Annotated in this window: 14 protein-coding genes; 9 read left to right on the top strand and 5 right to left on the bottom strand. The window is 50.3% G+C overall.

Features of this window, described 5'->3' with window-relative positions; translation table 11 throughout:
- Window positions 1-5: 5 nt before the first annotated feature.
- Window positions 6-3,548: a dynamin family protein gene (locus BLV22_RS03080; protein WP_091611120.1), complete on the top strand. Its 3,543-nt coding sequence runs from the start codon at window positions 6-8 to the stop codon at window positions 3,546-3,548.
- A gap of 36 nt (window positions 3,549-3,584) precedes the next feature.
- Here BLV22_RS03080 and BLV22_RS03075 read toward each other — a convergent pair whose 3' ends face one another.
- Both BLV22_RS03075 and recU read right to left on the bottom strand, forming a co-directional pair.
- Entirely contained in the window at window positions 3,585-6,125 is a 2,541-nt protein-coding gene (locus tag BLV22_RS03075) for a PBP1A family penicillin-binding protein (RefSeq protein ID WP_176967626.1), read from the bottom strand.
- A gap of 87 nt (window positions 6,126-6,212) precedes the next feature.
- Window positions 6,213-6,815 (bottom strand): Holliday junction resolvase RecU, encoded by a 603-nt coding sequence (gene recU, locus BLV22_RS03070; RefSeq protein WP_091611114.1) that lies wholly within the window; start codon window positions 6,813-6,815, stop codon window positions 6,213-6,215.
- A gap of 146 nt (window positions 6,816-6,961) precedes the next feature.
- Here recU and BLV22_RS03065 point away from each other — a divergent pair, with 146 nt between their 5' ends.
- From BLV22_RS03065 to BLV22_RS03055, 3 genes are read left to right on the top strand one after another with little or no spacing between them, the layout of a single operon-like run.
- Window positions 6,962-7,228, top strand: coding sequence for a DUF370 domain-containing protein (locus BLV22_RS03065; protein WP_022792233.1), 267 nt, complete (start codon window positions 6,962-6,964; stop codon window positions 7,226-7,228).
- A gap of 55 nt (window positions 7,229-7,283) precedes the next feature.
- Complete coding sequence (locus BLV22_RS03060; protein ID WP_022792232.1) at window positions 7,284-7,643, top strand: DUF1798 family protein; 360 nt, start codon at window positions 7,284-7,286, stop codon at window positions 7,641-7,643.
- Window positions 7,644-7,658: 15 nt separating this feature from the next.
- Window positions 7,659-8,501 (top strand): sulfurtransferase, encoded by an 843-nt coding sequence (locus BLV22_RS03055; protein WP_091611112.1) that lies wholly within the window; start codon window positions 7,659-7,661, stop codon window positions 8,499-8,501.
- 52 nt (window positions 8,502-8,553) lie between these two features.
- Here BLV22_RS03055 and BLV22_RS03050 read toward each other — a convergent pair whose 3' ends face one another.
- Both BLV22_RS03050 and BLV22_RS03045 read right to left on the bottom strand, forming a co-directional pair.
- A complete protein-coding gene (locus BLV22_RS03050; protein WP_091611109.1) occupies window positions 8,554-10,230 on the bottom strand; it encodes an ABC1 kinase family protein in 1,677 nt (558 codons plus the stop codon).
- A 32-nt stretch (window positions 10,231-10,262) separates the two neighbouring features.
- Complete coding sequence (locus BLV22_RS03045) at window positions 10,263-10,571, bottom strand: phasin family protein (RefSeq protein ID WP_091611106.1); 309 nt, start codon at window positions 10,569-10,571, stop codon at window positions 10,263-10,265.
- A gap of 287 nt (window positions 10,572-10,858) precedes the next feature.
- Here BLV22_RS03045 and ilvA point away from each other — a divergent pair, with 287 nt between their 5' ends.
- The 5 genes from ilvA to BLV22_RS03020 all read left to right on the top strand — a co-directional run bounded on the left by ilvA (window position 10,859) and on the right by BLV22_RS03020 (window position 14,295).
- On the top strand, window positions 10,859-12,106 hold the full coding sequence (ilvA, locus tag BLV22_RS03040; RefSeq protein WP_091611104.1) for a threonine ammonia-lyase IlvA: 1,248 nt from the start codon (window positions 10,859-10,861) through the stop codon (window positions 12,104-12,106).
- A gap of 38 nt (window positions 12,107-12,144) precedes the next feature.
- Window positions 12,145-12,891: a DUF3891 family protein gene (locus BLV22_RS03035; protein ID WP_091611101.1), complete on the top strand. Its 747-nt coding sequence runs from the start codon at window positions 12,145-12,147 to the stop codon at window positions 12,889-12,891.
- 31 nt (window positions 12,892-12,922) lie between these two features.
- Complete coding sequence (locus tag BLV22_RS03030; RefSeq protein ID WP_091611098.1) at window positions 12,923-13,447, top strand: type 1 glutamine amidotransferase domain-containing protein; 525 nt, start codon at window positions 12,923-12,925, stop codon at window positions 13,445-13,447.
- Between the two features lie 79 nt (window positions 13,448-13,526).
- Window positions 13,527-13,916, top strand: coding sequence for a thioredoxin family protein (locus tag BLV22_RS03025; protein ID WP_091611094.1), 390 nt, complete (start codon window positions 13,527-13,529; stop codon window positions 13,914-13,916).
- Entirely contained in the window at window positions 13,870-14,295 is a 426-nt protein-coding gene (locus tag BLV22_RS03020) for a TlpA family protein disulfide reductase (protein WP_091611092.1), read from the top strand. The genes BLV22_RS03025 and BLV22_RS03020 overlap by 47 nt, the downstream gene beginning before the upstream one ends.
- A 49-nt stretch (window positions 14,296-14,344) precedes the next feature.
- On the opposite strand, the gene BLV22_RS03015 is transcribed toward BLV22_RS03020, so the two are convergent.
- Window positions 14,345-15,070, bottom strand: a complete 726-nt coding sequence (locus BLV22_RS03015) for a metallophosphoesterase family protein (RefSeq protein WP_091611090.1) — start codon at window positions 15,068-15,070, stop codon at window positions 14,345-14,347.
- Window positions 15,071-15,091 lie beyond the last annotated feature (21 nt).

The following is a 15,091-nucleotide window of genomic DNA, read 5'->3' as shown; positions in this document are numbered from 1 at the left end:
AAAATATGGCATATACGAGCGGTTGGGAACAACAATGGCTGCAGACAGACATGCATTTGGATCCGGCAGAAACCGCGATGCTTGAAGACGTGCAGGAAAAAATTGAACACCCTTATTTTGAAGTTGCGTTTTGCGGGCATTTTTCGGCCGGCAAGTCGACCGTATTAAATGGCCTGCTTCAAAACGATCTTCTGCCCGCGAGTCCGATTCCGACAAGCGCCAATATTATATCGATTGAAAACGGGGAGCTTGGGCTCGAAGTTGAAACGAGCGAAGGCCAAACTAAAACCTGGGAAGCTGATATTCCGTGGGGGCAGGTGCAAAAGTGGGGCAGGGACGGGGCGGACATCCGCTCGCTCCGTATGCAGGCCCCGCTTCCGTTTTTAGGGTCTTACAGCCGGATGGTGGACACGCCGGGGGTGGACTCGACGGATCCGCTGCACCAGGCAGTGACGATGGAGAGACTGCTGTCGACCGATGCTGTTATTTACGTAACGGATTACAACCATGCCCAGTCGGAAACAAATATCCGGTTTTTACAGCAGCTGACAGCGGAAGGCAAACCGATTATTTTTGTCGTTAATCAGATGGACAAACACCGGGAAGAAGAAATCACGCTGCGGTCCTACCGCAATCAGATTGCTGCCACGCTTGAACGAAACCAGGTACACGTGCTTGCCACGTATTATATTTCCATGCGCGACGAGCAGCACCCGGACAACGAGCTGAAGACATTCTCCTCGCATGTGCGCAGCCTTTTGTACCACGGCAGCGAACTGCTTGAAAGAAGCGAGGAACGGATGCGCCAGACCGTGCTGTCACGAATCCGTGACAGGCTGCGGGAGGAGCAGCAGACAGCCCTCGAAGACTGGCAGGAGCGGGCGGATCATGCCGGCGTACCTGCACAGCTGATTGACGAAAACGCCCAGCCGGACAGTCAGGAAAGGTGGAACAGCTGGTTCAGGGAATGGAAGCGTACGCTCGACCAGGCTCATTTGTTTCCAGCCTCCACCGTGGATAAAGCCAGGGACTGGCTTGAAAGCTGGCAGCCAGGCTTCAAAGCAGGATCTCTGTTTAATAAAAAACGAAAAACGGAAGAAGCCCGGAGGGAACGGGCGGACGCGCTGCTTGCAGATATAAATGAAAATATTAAAGCGTCTTTGACGTTCCACGTGCGTGAACTGCTGCAGCCGGAAAAGCAGGACGCTTCTTCCCACAGCGCTGATTATGTTGACCAGGTGCAAAACATTGACGTCCAGCTTGAACGCGCGGATCTGGAGGCCTTTATTCCGGAAGGGGAAACCGGCAGGCAGTATGTGTTTCAAGTGACCGACCAGCTGGCCGGCGTGATTACCCGTCGGTTCAAGGACCAGGCGGAGCCGCTGCTTGAAGAAAAAGAGCGTGTGCTTACGTCAGCCGCAGGCCCGGCTTTGACAGAAGCAGAGCAGACGAAATTAAATGAACTTCAGAATGGCTGGAAAGAGGAAAAGGAACGCCTGGAGCAGGAAATCGCCCAGGTGGAGCGCCAGATGGAAAGCGTGTCCGCCCGGCGGGAATGGGAACAGGAAATCCGGCACATGATGAGTGAAGAGGCACCGTCCGATGTTCCGGAGATTTCCATTTCCCGGGAGGACGAAGCGGTAGAAGAGCAGGAGAGTGCCTCTCCCGGGCAAAAGGAGCTTCCTTCGTACAGGGAAGAAATCCAGATGGTGGAAGCCTTCGCTGCCGAATCTTCCGAATCTTCGTTAATCGAAGAGGAAAAAAAGCATCTGCAGCGTTTATGCGAGAATCTGCAGAACCAGGAACTTCACGTTTCGGTCTTTGGCGCTTTCAGTGCCGGAAAGTCGAGCTTTATCAACGCGCTTCTCGGTGCTCCGGCACTTCCTGTGTCGCCGCATCCGACCACAGCAGCCGTGAATATTGTGCGTGCTCCGCAGAAGGACTGCACACACGGTACGGTTATTCTGCAGCTGAAGGATGAAGCTTTTCTGGACGAGGAAATTCAGGCCGTATCGAAAGAGCTCGGAGAAGTGTACACGCTTGCCTCCATTCAAAAATGGAGAAAGCCGAACCACACCCGGGACGCACGGATGGAAACATACAGCCAGTATATGTTCACCCTGCAGGAAAGCGTCAAAAAACACCATTCCTCGCTCGGGGAGACCCGCACGATTGGCATGGAGGACTGGGGCTCCTGGGTGGCGGATGAGCAGAAGGCGTGCCTTGTCAAACAGGTGACGCTATATTACGAGAGCTACTGGACGAGCCGGGGACTGGTGTTAACCGATACGCCGGGCGTGAATTCGATCCACGGACGCCACACGAATGTCGCATTTGATCACCTGCGCCAGTCGGACGCCATTTTTTATGTCACGTACTTTAATCATGCGTTCTCGGATGCCGATGAACGTTTCATCCAGCAGCTTTCCCGGGCAAATGAAGAATTTGAACAAAATAAGCTGTACTTTCTGATCAATGCCGCAGATCTGGCAAGAGATGATAACGAGCGCCGTCAGGTTGTTAACCATGTGCGCGGTCAGCTGCGGCAGAATGGGTTTGAGGAGCCGTTTCTGCTTCCTGTTTCAAGCCAGCGCGGCCTGCAGGAAAAGCAGCAGGGCGGGGAAGACGACATGTTTTCAGCCTTTGAAAGCTATTTATCCGGACAGATCTGGCAGGAGCTTCTTGTCGTGCAGCAGCAATATGTTGTCGAACAGGCGCTAAATTTAAAAGAACAGCTCGGGCGGGCGCTGCAGGTGCAAAAGCATGATGCGAAAAGCGTTGCTGCAGAAGCAGAGCGGCTTAAACAAAAGCTCGGGCAGTATGAAGAAGTGCCGGAACGTTTTCATATGGAACGCTTGCGGAAAGAACTTGTTTCAGACACCGAAGAACGGCTGATTCATGTGCGCAAGCGTCTGTATTTATTCTATCAGGACTACTTTAATAAAGTGGTGAATCCAGTCACTATAGACGGCTCCTCACGAAAAGAACAGCGCAGGCAGCTGACGGGGCGACTGATGGAAATTAAGGAAGAGATACTGGTGCAGGCAGGGCAGGAGAGAGAAACGGCGTTCATCCGTCTGGAGGAATTAATGAAACGGCAGCTGAAGCAGGAGGCCGAAGAACAGTACAGGGAGGTACAGGCGGACTTCCCGATGTTTCAGGTTCCTGATGCCGGCCGCTCCTTTATTCCAAAACCAGAAAAAACGCTTGACTTAGAGGTGGATGCGAAAGCATTTGAAACGTACTTCCGCTCGGCAAAGGACTTCTTTGTTCATCAGGAAATAAAAACCCTGAAAGAGGCGTACGGGGAAAATATCCAAAGCGCTGCTGCGGAAGTAACGAAAGAAGTGGCGCAGGAGCTTGAAGCAAAAATAGAGGACGGTGTTATAGCGGCGTCTGATTATATTTATGCTGAACACAAGCAGGCGCTCGATAAAGAATTCGAACGACTTTCTACGTGGTATGACCAGAGCTATTACTCCGTATTACAGACAGAATGGGAGAAACTTGCTCCATTAACGGGAAAAGAAGACCACGTTCAGGTATAATAAAAACCGCACGCCTTTTCGGCAGTGCGGTTTTTATTATTCGTCTGTTTCGGATTCCTGTTCCGGTGCAGAGGTGCTGTCTTCCGTATCCGCAGGCTCTTCTTCACTTGGGGGATCCGTTTCCGTTTCTGTATCACCGGAGCTTTCGTCTTCGGTATTTTCGCCGGTGTCGCTTTCTCCGCCGGTGTCTGACTCGGATTCTGCAGGCTCCTCTCCGCTGGTATCTGTTTCTTCTTCACGGCCTTCTTCGGAGGAGCCGGAATCTTCATCCGCCGGAGCTTCTTCGGTTCCATCATTTTCTTCCGTGTTTTGTTCTGTGCTTTCTTCCGGTGTTTCTTCTGTATTTTCTTCATTTTCCCCAGTTTCTTCCGCTGGTTCCTCTGCCGGTTCCGACTCATTCTGATTGTCGTTTGTTTCCTCAGAGCCGCTGTCGCCAGCAGGTTCTCCGCTGTCTGATTCCCCGCTGTCATCCGATCCGTTATCAGAGGATGGTTCAGTGACCTGGGCGTCCACTTCGCCTTCTACAAACAGCTCTGTAATTGTGTCAGCGTCGGGGGTGTTTGACGTAGCACGCTCCCCGGTCTCTTCATTGAGCCGTACTGATACTACAGAGTCCGGCTGTTCAAAGTCTGAAGTGTCGATTCCGCTGCTGACCTGCTGCATGATTTCGCGGAAAACATCTTTGGCAGCATCAGTCTGTCCGTCTACAAGATAATTATTTTCCGACCGGGTTTCAAAACCGGCCCAGACAGAAGCCGTATAGTTTGTAGTGTAGCCGTTGAACCACACATCCGGGACACCACCGTCGGGGATATTCAGCGTGCTCATTTCGTCCGCGGTGAAATTGGTGGTTCCGGTTTTGCCTGCGAGCGGAAGCCCGTCAATCTGGGCACCGGTGCCAGTGCCATCAGAAACGACGTCTTTAAGCATATCGGTGATCATATAGGCAGTATAGTCCTCCATTGCCTGCTCCTGCTCTGGTTCAAAGTCAATCGTTCGTCCATCCGGAAACTCGATCCGCCGGATGGAGTGAGGGTCGTTATAAACTCCTTCGTTTCCGAAAGCAGCGTAGGCTCCGGCCATCTGTTCAGAGGAAACCCCCTCCTCAAGGCCGCCGAGAGCTGACCCATAGTAGACGTCTTCAAGGCCGAGGCCGAGTCCGTTTGCAAACGACCTGGCGTTATCAAGGCCGACTTCCTCAAGCGTCTTTACTGCCGGGACGTTCAGGGAATCCGTCAGCGCTTCACGCATGCTCACGCTGCCCCGATAGTCCCGGGTATAGTTTCGCACGTCGGTGTCTGTATCCGGGTACTGATATTCTTCATCTTCGATCTGATGGTACGTGGACCACTGCATGTTTTCAATGGCGGGCCCGTAATCCAGGACGGGCTTAATGGTTGATCCCGGCTGATTAGGGTCGGTGGCGAAATTATAGCTCATTGCCGTATCAGGATTCTGCCGGTTTCCAACAATGGCTTTCACCGCTCCGGTCTGGGTGTCAAGAAGCGTAAACCCGATTTGAAACTCTTCATTGTCTGGAAAACTGTCGAGCGCCTCCTGGTTTTGAATGAGCTCTTCAGCCTGCTCCTGGGCTTCGGTATCAAGCGTCGTGTATACTTTCAGCCCGGCTGTGTATATGTCTGACGCCTCAATGCCGTCAAATTCTTCGAGCTCATTTTGCACGTAGGACATAAACGAATCATAGGCAACTCCGTTTTCCGGCGGCTGGTAGTTAAGCTGCTCGTCCACCGGAGTGCTTGATGCCTCTTCGGCTTCTTCGTCTGTAATGTATTCCTGTTCATTCATCATGGAAATAATCTGATTTCTTCGATCCTCGGCGTTTTCCGGGTTTTGAACCGGATCGTAGTATGAAGGCCGGCGCGGGATGGCTGCGAGTAGAGCGGCGTCTGCGATAGTGAGCTCACCTGGATCCTCTTTTCCAAAATAGGTCTGCCCGGCCTGGGTGATGCCGTAGGCTCCCTGATTGAAATAGATCAGATTAACGTACATTTCGAGAATTTCATCCTTACTGTACTGCTGTTCAAGCTTGATGGCTAAATACTGTTCCTGGACTTTACGTGATATGTTTTTATCGGGTGAAAGAAACGCGTTTTTCACGACCTGCTGGGTGATCGTGCTTGCCCCCTGGGAGCCGAAGCCGTCAGTCACGTTTGCCCATAATGCACCGAAAATCCGCTGGACGTCGATGCCGAAATGGCTGTAAAAACGCTCATCTTCGACAGCGATGAATGCTTCCTTTGCATAGTCGGGCATTTCTTCTATGTCGGCAAGTTCACGGTTGCTGCTGTTTTGCAGCTGGGCAATCTCTTCATCGTTCTGGTCATATACAGTAGCCGCTTCTGATAATACGATCGCCTCCGCATCTAACTCCGGGGCCTGATTGATCATATAAGCGACAATGATGACGCCGGCAGTCATGAAGACAAGCATGAGTGAAAGCGCCCAGATGATGAATGTCTGCCAGAGCGGTCGTTTGCGGTTTTTCTTCTGTTTCTTTTTAGGATTTTTCTGGTCGGCCGTCCGCTTTTCCTGGCGGGACCGGTAATTGTCGCTCATTGACGTTCGTCCTTTCGTTGTACATAACATTTAGTTCTGTGTACCCAGGCATTAGACGACCAATTTTTTGTTTTGTTACACGTGTGTTCAATAAAAATAAACATCCTTCACAGTCTTTAAGTAGTCAAGTCTCGGATGAAGACCGAGCGAAACTGGATGGCCGTGCGCCTGGATCTCCTGATAGGGAATGGATTTCCGCTTTGTCTGGCCGTAATACCAGTGAAGAAAATGGGAAGCGTCATATAAATACGTCTCCCCATGTACGGCAAAACGAAGAAGAACAAATGCGATGCCGTCCTGCTTTTGGACTTTGTGCATATGATCCGCCTGGTGGTCATGAAAATTCTGCAGGGGAAAAGCTGTTTTGTTGCGCGTTTCTTTTGCTTCAAAATCGATGTAGCGTCCGGCAAAAACACCATTGTAGTCCGTGGTGGAAGCCTGCTTAAAGTAAGCTTCGGTAATGCGCGCGGCGCTTCGTTTCGGGTAATGAACATCGACAATCTGTACGGGCGTCGGTTTTTTATGTATGATGCCGATGTCGTGTGCGATGTAATATTCGTTGGATTCATTAATGTCCTCCTCAAGCGTCATGCCGCGGTTGGCAAAGCTTTTTTCCGCAGGAGGGCCCTGGCGGGAGGAAACATTTTTTTTCGGACGGTATACTTTTCCATTTGGGTAGCGGTAAGCCATGAGAATCTTCCTTTGCTAAAATTTACTGCCTGCTGCTATTTTACCATAATTTCCTCCGGATATTACGTATGCCGTGCTTAGAATGATAGACAAAGCCTCGGTTATTCGTGTTAGGATAGAAAAGAACGAGAAAGGAAGGGGATAGCATGAGCGATACACCGATTAATATCGGATTTGGCAATATGGTGATGGCAGAACGGGTAATTTCAATTGTGAGCTCTGATTCTGCCCCGACGAAACGTTTAATCCAGGAGGCACGTGAAAGAAAAATGCTCATCGACGTGACTAATGGACGGAAAACCAGAAGCATTATCCTGTCGGACAGCGATCATGTGCTTTTGTCGGCTATTCAGCCGGAAACAGTAGCCCAGCGGGTGAGCAACCAGCAGGATCAGGAAGAAAGCACATCCTAAAAATATTCGCTTTCCTTTAAAGGGAAGCGTTCTTTGTATCAGAGGGGGTTTTTCGATGCCCGGGCTTTTCGAAAGCTGTGACCAGATGAAACGGCGCATGGATGAAGCAGAGCAGATTTTTTACGAAGTACAGGAACGGGATGACCGCCCCGATTTTTATGAGGAAGTGAAACCGTTTGTCGACAAGGTAAAAGGGGAAGCAGATGTATGGAAAGAGGAAGCTTCTGCCTGGGTGCAGACGACAAGCTATCCGTACCTGCACGAATCCCAGATGGAAGACACATATGATAACATCATGAATGCCTCTCTCCAGGCTTACCAGCGGACAACGAAAGAAAAACAGTTCAAGGAAACGCTGCAGGCCGTAGAGTTTATTTTAAATAGCATTCAAACACAGTTAACACAGGAATCCTAGAAAGGGGAGAGTAAGTTGAGCTTTCTAATTTCTTCTGAATGGCTGGATGAACACCGCCGCGATGAACATGTCCGGGTGGTGGACTGCCGGTTTGAACTGAAAGATGAAGCAGCGGGACATGAAGCGTATGTCAAACATCATATTCCGGGTGCTGTCTTTATCGATGTGGAAAAGCATTTATCCGCTCAGGCAGGAACCCACGGGGGACGTCACCCGCTGCCGGATATGGACTTTTTCGCTCAGGTTCTCTCGGAACGGGGGATAGACATGCAGACTACCGTGGTAGCTTATGATGATCAGGGAGGTATGGGGGCAGCCCGTTTTTGGTGGCTGATGCAGTATGCGGGTCATACGAATACATATGTCCTCGACCGTTCCTATTCCCACTGGGTGGAGGAAGGGTTTCCGACAACAGAGGAGATCCCGACGCCGCTCATGAAGCAGATGATAATCGACCGCGAGCCGAATCAGCTGGTCCACCTTGAAGAAGTAAAGCAGCAGCTGCGCAATGAACATGCAGCGCTGGTGGATGCGAGAAGCTATGAGCGCTACGCCGGGGAAAACGACGAAGTGGACGCCGTTTCCGGTCACATTCCCGGTGCTTATCATTATTTCTGGAAGGATGTGCTCCGGGAAGACGGCACATGGAAGTCGCAGAGTGAATTGCGTGATCACTTTCAGGAGCTTGAGGGATTTGATGAAGTTATTTCCTACTGCGGTTCCGGTATCACGGCCTGCGTCAATGTGCTCGGCATGAGAGAGGCCGGTCTCGAGCAGGTACGTCTTTATAACGGGAGCTGGAGCGACTGGATTTCCTATCCCGACCTTCCGATCGAAAAAGAGCCAAACAGGTTATAAGAGAACACAAAAGCTGCCGGCTTCTGCCGGCAGCTTTGCTTTGTATCGGAGGTCAAAATCGGCCGGAGCGGAAAATGGCATACAGCAGCCAGACGAAGAGAAAAAACGCCACAATAAAACTGATTTCGATGACGGGCAGCTGTACGAGAATCGAATTGTTATCCCCGAATGTGGAGCCGACGATCAAGCCCACCATCACGATGCTGAAGGCAAGCAGAATGACGCTGAAGCTCAGACGGTTGCCAATACGGTCAAGCTTGTTCATCAAAATATTAATGCGGGGCATGCGTATGTCGACGCCGAGTTCATCATCATTGATTTTTTTCAGTGCAGAACGAATTTCTTTCGGCAGCTCGCGGATATAGCCAAACTGCTCTTTGCCTTCACGGAAAACGTCCTCGATCCGGTCCCGCGGGTTCAGGCGTTCTTTCACGAGCATCTTGCCGTATGGCTCGGCAATTTCCACGATGCTTAAGTCCGGATCGAGCTCGGTGGCAATGGATTCAATGGTAATGATGGCTTTAGCAAGCATCGTAAATTCTTTATGGATGCTGATGCCATAGCGGTGCGAGGTGGAAAAAACATCATTGATAGCTGCACCGATTTCAATTTCCTTAAACGGCGTCTCGTAATATTTGGATAAAAGGTATTCCACATCCTCTTCAAAAATTTCCGTTTCCATATCTTCCGGAAAGTCGGCCATTTCATAAATAGCTGCTGCTACGTCCCGGGTATTCCGCCTTGTCATGGCGATAACATAGTTAATGAACTGCCTGCGCATACTTTTGCTTAAGCGGCCGACCTGGCCGAAATCAATGTAGACGACAACGTTTCCTTCTTTAAAAAGCAGGTTCCCGGGGTGGGGATCACTGTGAAAAAAGCCGGTGCGAAGCACTTGGTGTAAAAAGGAATCCACCAGATGGTGAGCAAGCTTCTTTTTATCAAATTCGACGGTGGAGTATTCAAGCTCGGAAAGCTTATGGCCATCGATATATTCGATGGTCAACACGCGGCGTGACGACCAGGTTTCATATACTTCGGGGACCTGGACAGACTCAAAATGCTGAAGGGAACGGGCCATTTTTTCCACATTGCGGGCTTCAGTAAAGTAGTCAAATTCATCCCGTATTGCAGATGCGTATTCCTCTACAATATCCTGAAGCTGGTAAAACTGGGCCCATTGAAACCGCTGGGTGAGAAGCCGGGCCAGATCCCGCAGAATATCGATATCCTGTTCGATAATCTCTTTAATATGCGGCCGGCTGATTTTCACGACAACATCCCGGCCGTCATGAAGGACTGCTTTATGTACCTGGCCGATGGAAGCTGCGGCTATGGGAGTTTCATCAAAGTAGGAATAAATATTGCCGAGAGGTTCATGCAGGTCGTGCTCGATCACTGATTTGGCCGTTTCATATGGAAACGGGGGAACGTGATCCTGCAGCTTTGCAAGTTCATCAACAATAGACGGGGGGAAAATGTCCTTCCGGGTGCTTACAAGCTGCCCGAGTTTAATGAACGCAGGGCCGAGCTCCTCGACGACAAGCCGAAGACGGACCCCGATAGACTGCGTGTTCCAGTCATTGGGATCCGACATAATCCGCTTAGGAAGAGAAAGAATATGAAAAAGTCCCACTTCCTGCAAAATATATCCGAAGCCGTGTTTCGCAAGCGTAGTAGCAATCTTTCTGTATCGATTTGCGTGCCGGATACTTTTTGTTATAGCCATGAAGCGTTCCTTCCTTTATTTAGAATTGGCGGTTATTCGTCGTCCGGTTTGTGCATCGCCTTTTCAATGGCATCGAGCTTTTGTTCGAGACGGTCAATATCACGTTTTGTGGCGATACCCATGCTTTCCGCCCGGTTTTCGAAGGAGTTTTTCGCCTGACTGTTCCAGGAGTCGCTTTGAGCCGATCCCCGCTGAATCATTTCCTCTTTCCATTCGTCCGCTTCCCGAGGTGTAATTTTCCCTTTGGTGACGAGGTCATCGAGATATGTTTGTACTTTTTCCCGTCCGTATGAAGCCGCTCCGAGTCCCAGGAAAAATCCTTTTTTCAGCATGTCGTTCATAAAAAAATCCCCCTTTATAGTTTGTTAAAAATTGTACTGCTAACATTATACCAAAGAATAGGGCGGGTAAAGAACTGCCGGGATTATCATTTATGTACCCTTCGCACAAAGCAGGAAAACGCACGGCTTTTCAGTGTGCATATTCATGTTATAATAGTAAGGGTTTGAACGGGATCAAAAAGCGGCGGAGAACATCTCCGCCGCTTTCGGGCATTTACACTAATCATGTTAACCGGGCATTCACAATTGAAGTGGACGCACGCTAAGTAGAAAGGAACGTTGCTTGTATGGGGAATATACACATTGAAGACATTATCATCGCAAATCAAACGCTGAAAGACGTGGTCACGCATACCCCATTGCAGAAAAACCAGGTGCTTTCTGAGCGTTACGGGGCCAATATTTATTTGAAACGGGAGGACCTCCAGGTAGTGCGCTCATTTAAAATCCGCGGGGCGTATTATATGATGAGCAGCATTCCAAAGGACAAGCTTGAAAACGGCGTGGTATGTGCAAGCGCCGGAAATCACGCCCAGGGCGTGGCGTACTCCTGCCAGGCGCTGAAAGTAAAAGGCCACATTTTTATGCCGAACACGACTCCGCGCCAGAAAATTTCGCAGGTGAAGTTATTTGGGAAGGAATACGTGGAAGTAGTACTTACAGGCGATACGTTTGACGATGCCTATTACGAAGCGAACGCTTACGGCGAAGAGCACGACATGGAATTTGTGCATCCGTTTAACAACGAAAAAGTGATCGCCGGTCAGGGCACGGTCGGAATGGAAATTATGAACGATATTGAAGAGCCGATCGATTATTTATTTTCCTGCGTCGGCGGCGGCGGACTTGTATCCGGTGTTGGCACGTACGTGAACTCCATTTCCCCTTCAACGAAGATTATCGGCTGCGAGCCGGCCGGAGCTCCGGGTATGAAAGCATCCATTGAAAATCAGGGTGTTGTCTCGCTCGACTACATTGACAAGTTTGTTGACGGAGCTGCTGTGAAGCGGGTCGGGGAACTGACGTATGACGTTTGTAAGGATCTGCTTGACAGCATTACGCTCGTGCCTGAGGGCAAGATATGTACGACTATTCTGGAGCTGTACAATGAAAATGCCGTCGTGGCTGAACCGGCGGGAGCCTTATCGATTGCGGCTCTTGATTTTCACAAAGAAGAGATTAAAGGAAAAACGGTCGTTTGTATTGTCAGCGGAGGAAACAATGATATCGGCCGCATGGAAGAAATGAGGGAGAAATCATTGATCTATGAAGGACTGCAGCATTACTTCATTGTGAATTTTCCGCAGCGTGCCGGCGCACTCCGGGAATTTTTACATGATGTGCTCGGACCGGACGATGACATTACCCGCTTTGAATACAACAAGAAAAACAATAAATCCAACGGACCGGCGCTTGTCGGCATTGAAGTAACCTATCCGTCGGACTACGATAAGCTGTTGACGAGAATGAGAGACCGGGGCATCAAATATACAGAAATCAACAAAGAAGAAACGCTGTTTAATTTCCTTATCTAATTGAGACGGTTCACACGGGCAGAAAGGGAGCGGATACAATGATCAGCGAGAATCGCAACGGCTGGGTGGAAGTGATGATGCAGCAGGAGCACGCGGCTCTCTCCGGGGAGTGCATGAAGTACTGGCACCATACGACGTTTAAAGAACAGCCGTCCTGGCCGTCGGCGCTCCAGGCTGCGGCCCGCCACGATGATGCCTGGAAAACACTGGACGAAGAGCCGATGCTTGATGAAAATGGGTGGCCGGTATCTTTTGTACATTATCCGGTCCCGCCGAAGCTCGGCGCCTACCGGAACACCATCAACGCCCTTGAAGAAGAGGATCCGTACCAGGCGTATTTGATCAGCAGCCACTACGGCTCGTTTTTTAAAGACTCCGAGGTGCCGGAGGAAATTGCCTTTATGCAGGAGGAGATCGCCCGCCAGCAGCGGCTGATTGTCGGATACCAGTGGAATTTCCTGATGGCAGCTGAACATTTTCATCTGCTTCAGTTTTTTGATGACCTGTCCCTTTATATTTGCATGAATACGCCGGGAGCGTCCAAAGAGCAGGAAGTGCCCTGGTTCCGGGACGGCTTCCGCCAGACATTCGCCTCCCTTGATCATGAAACGATTTATGCCCATTGGGAAGACGAAGAGACGGTAGCTTTGCAGCCGTTTCCGTTCACGGAATCCTTTACCGTCGAGGTGGAGCGGCGCTGTGTACAGCAGCCGCTTGAGGCGCCGGAGGAGCTGTGGAACGTGGAGCCGGACAGCCGCCGGGTCACATTAAAGCCTGCCGAATAGCTGCTGAAAGCACGATAAAGGAGGAATCACGATGACACTGCAGGGAAAAAGAATTATTGCATTTGTCGAAGACGATTTTGAAGATTTGGAGCTGTGGGTGCCGGTCATGCGCCTGCGCGAAGAAGGCGCTGAAGTACTGCTTACCGGTAAAGAAAACGGCAAATCGTATACAGGAAAACACGGGGTTCCGGCCGTCTCGGAGGCAGCACTTGCCGATGTGGACCCGGCAGACTACGACGGGGTGCTGGTGCCTGGAGGGTGGGCGCCGGATAAACTCCGCCGCTACAGTGAAGTGCTCACCATCGTCCGGCACATGGATGAGCATAAAAAAATCATTGGTGAAATCTGCCATGCCGGCTGGGTTCTTTCCTCAGCAGGCATTCTGCAGGGTGTTCATGTCACGAGCACTCCCGGTATTAAAGACGATATGACCAACGCCGGGGCCGTATGGTCGGACGAGCCAGTCGTCGTAGACGGCCATATCGTTTCGAGTCAGCGTCCGCCGGATATTCCAGCGTATAATCAGGCGCTTGTCGAAGCTTTTCGTACGCAGTAAAAAGAAAAAACCGAAACAGCCGGCTGTGTCTTAAGGATGCAGCCGTTTGCGGTCTTGGATATAAAGCGGGTGAAACAAATTGGAACGAATAACGAACGAACAGCTTGAGCAGATGCTCGAAGCGGGGGAAGGACGCCAGGTGGTTTTGTTTACCTCCCCGACGTGCGGCACGTGCCAACTGGCAAAGCGTATGCTTGCCCCAATAGAAAAATTGTACGCCGGTGCTTCTTTTCTGGAAGTGGATATCAATACTGCTCCTGTACGGGCCCGTCAGCTCGAAATTCAGAGTGTCCCGTGTTTAATCGTATTTGAGAGCGGGGAGGAAAGAGAGCGGCTGTACAAAATGCAGTCGGGTTCGTATTTGCTTGAGCAGCTGCATCCGTATTTGAAAAAAGATTTAACAGAAAAAAAGGAGGATTCCTATGCAGGCCCCTCAGTTTCAACTCAAAGAAATGTCGAGCGGCGTTGAATGGTCGCTTGAACAGCTGAAAGGAAAACCGGTGCTTTTAACGTTCTGGGCATCCTGGTGCCCGGATTCTTCTGCGGACCTGGTACAGAAGAACCGGTTTTATGAACAAATGAATGAAGACAGCCCGCTGCAGTTTGTTACGATTAATGTGACCGGCCGCGAACGGCGGGAAGAAGATCCTAAAACGTATGTGGAAAACAACAACTATCGTTTTCCAGTGCTTCAGGACGAAGGTGTGGATACGTACAGACGCTATAAATGTGAAGGAGTGCCGAGCACGTTTATTATTGATGAGCATGGTGACATTGTGGCGCAGTACGGAGATAAAGCATCGTTTATTGATATTATGCAAAGCCTGCAAAAGGTTAACAGCATATAAAAAGGCCCGCCGCGGACGGCGGGCCTTTTTTGTATTTATTGGACAAACGTTACTTTGGCGGGCGTCCAGAAGAAATAATGCGTTTCACCTGATCACTGTTCGGATAATCGTTCGCATCAAACTGTGCTAAAACTTCATCTGTATCATAAGGCACCCGGCGGATTTCCGGAATGATATCCCCGTCTTCGATGGTCAGAAGAACATATGACGGTGTCGGATCCCCATCAAACGGAAGGCCGATACTTCCTGTGTTGATCACCCATTTAGCCCCAATTTTTCGAATGGAGGGGGTGTGCACGTGCCCGTACACATAAATGTCTGCTTCCTGCTTCTGAAAAAATGATTCTTCAAAAACGGAAGCCTCACTATCGACCGGAACCGGTGGAAACAGGCTGCCGGGTACCGCGTGAAAGGCGAACAAACGGAAGCCATCGTACTCGTCAAGAAATGATTCGGGAAGCTCTTCTAAGTATTTAACGTCATTAGTGGAGAGCCGCTCGATTGCCCAGTCCCGTTCCTGGTTCATGATCGAGCGTTTGGTCTCGGGGACTTCTCCTTCCCGGACGCCGCGGACAATCCATTCGTCTGCGTTCCCCTTCAATACTTTTGCAGGCAGGGATTGAACAGTTTCAATCGAATTTTTTGGTTCCGGGCCGCGGAAAGCAAGGTCTCCGAGCATATACATATGGTCTACCGATAAGGCGTGCAGGTCGTTTAAAACAGCTTTTAATGCACGAGCATTACCGTGTACGTCTGAAAGAAGTGCAATTTGCAACGTAATAACCTCCTCATGAAC

Source organism: Marinococcus luteus (assembly GCF_900106595.1).
Taxonomy (GTDB): Bacteria; Bacillota; Bacilli; order Bacillales; family Marinococcaceae; genus Marinococcus; species Marinococcus luteus.
This window is presented reverse-complemented; position numbering and strand designations above follow the sequence as displayed.

What these genes read in the sequence shown, in the direction of transcription:
- BLV22_RS03065 (WP_022792233.1), top strand. Translation starts at nt 6,962, where the DNA reads ATGAGCGATACACCGATTAATATCGGATTTGGCAATATGGTGATGGCA.
- BLV22_RS03075 (WP_176967626.1), bottom strand. Translation starts at nt 6,125, where the DNA reads ATGAGCGACAATTACCGGTCCCGCCAGGAAAAGCGGACGGCCGACCAG.
- BLV22_RS03045 (WP_091611106.1), bottom strand. Translation starts at nt 10,571, where the DNA reads ATGAACGACATGCTGAAAAAAGGATTTTTCCTGGGACTCGGAGCGGCT.
- BLV22_RS03080 (WP_091611120.1), top strand. Translation starts at nt 6, where the DNA reads ATGGCATATACGAGCGGTTGGGAACAACAATGGCTGCAGACAGACATG.
- ilvA (WP_091611104.1), top strand. Translation starts at nt 10,859, where the DNA reads ATGGGGAATATACACATTGAAGACATTATCATCGCAAATCAAACGCTG.
- BLV22_RS03030 (WP_091611098.1), top strand. Translation starts at nt 12,923, where the DNA reads ATGACACTGCAGGGAAAAAGAATTATTGCATTTGTCGAAGACGATTTT.
- BLV22_RS03050 (WP_091611109.1), bottom strand. Translation starts at nt 10,230, where the DNA reads ATGGCTATAACAAAAAGTATCCGGCACGCAAATCGATACAGAAAGATT.
- BLV22_RS03060 (WP_022792232.1), top strand. Translation starts at nt 7,284, where the DNA reads ATGCCCGGGCTTTTCGAAAGCTGTGACCAGATGAAACGGCGCATGGAT.
- BLV22_RS03020 (WP_091611092.1), top strand. Translation starts at nt 13,870, where the DNA reads ATGCAGGCCCCTCAGTTTCAACTCAAAGAAATGTCGAGCGGCGTTGAA.
- BLV22_RS03035 (WP_091611101.1), top strand. Translation starts at nt 12,145, where the DNA reads ATGATCAGCGAGAATCGCAACGGCTGGGTGGAAGTGATGATGCAGCAG.
- recU (WP_091611114.1), bottom strand. Translation starts at nt 6,815, where the DNA reads ATGGCTTACCGCTACCCAAATGGAAAAGTATACCGTCCGAAAAAAAAT.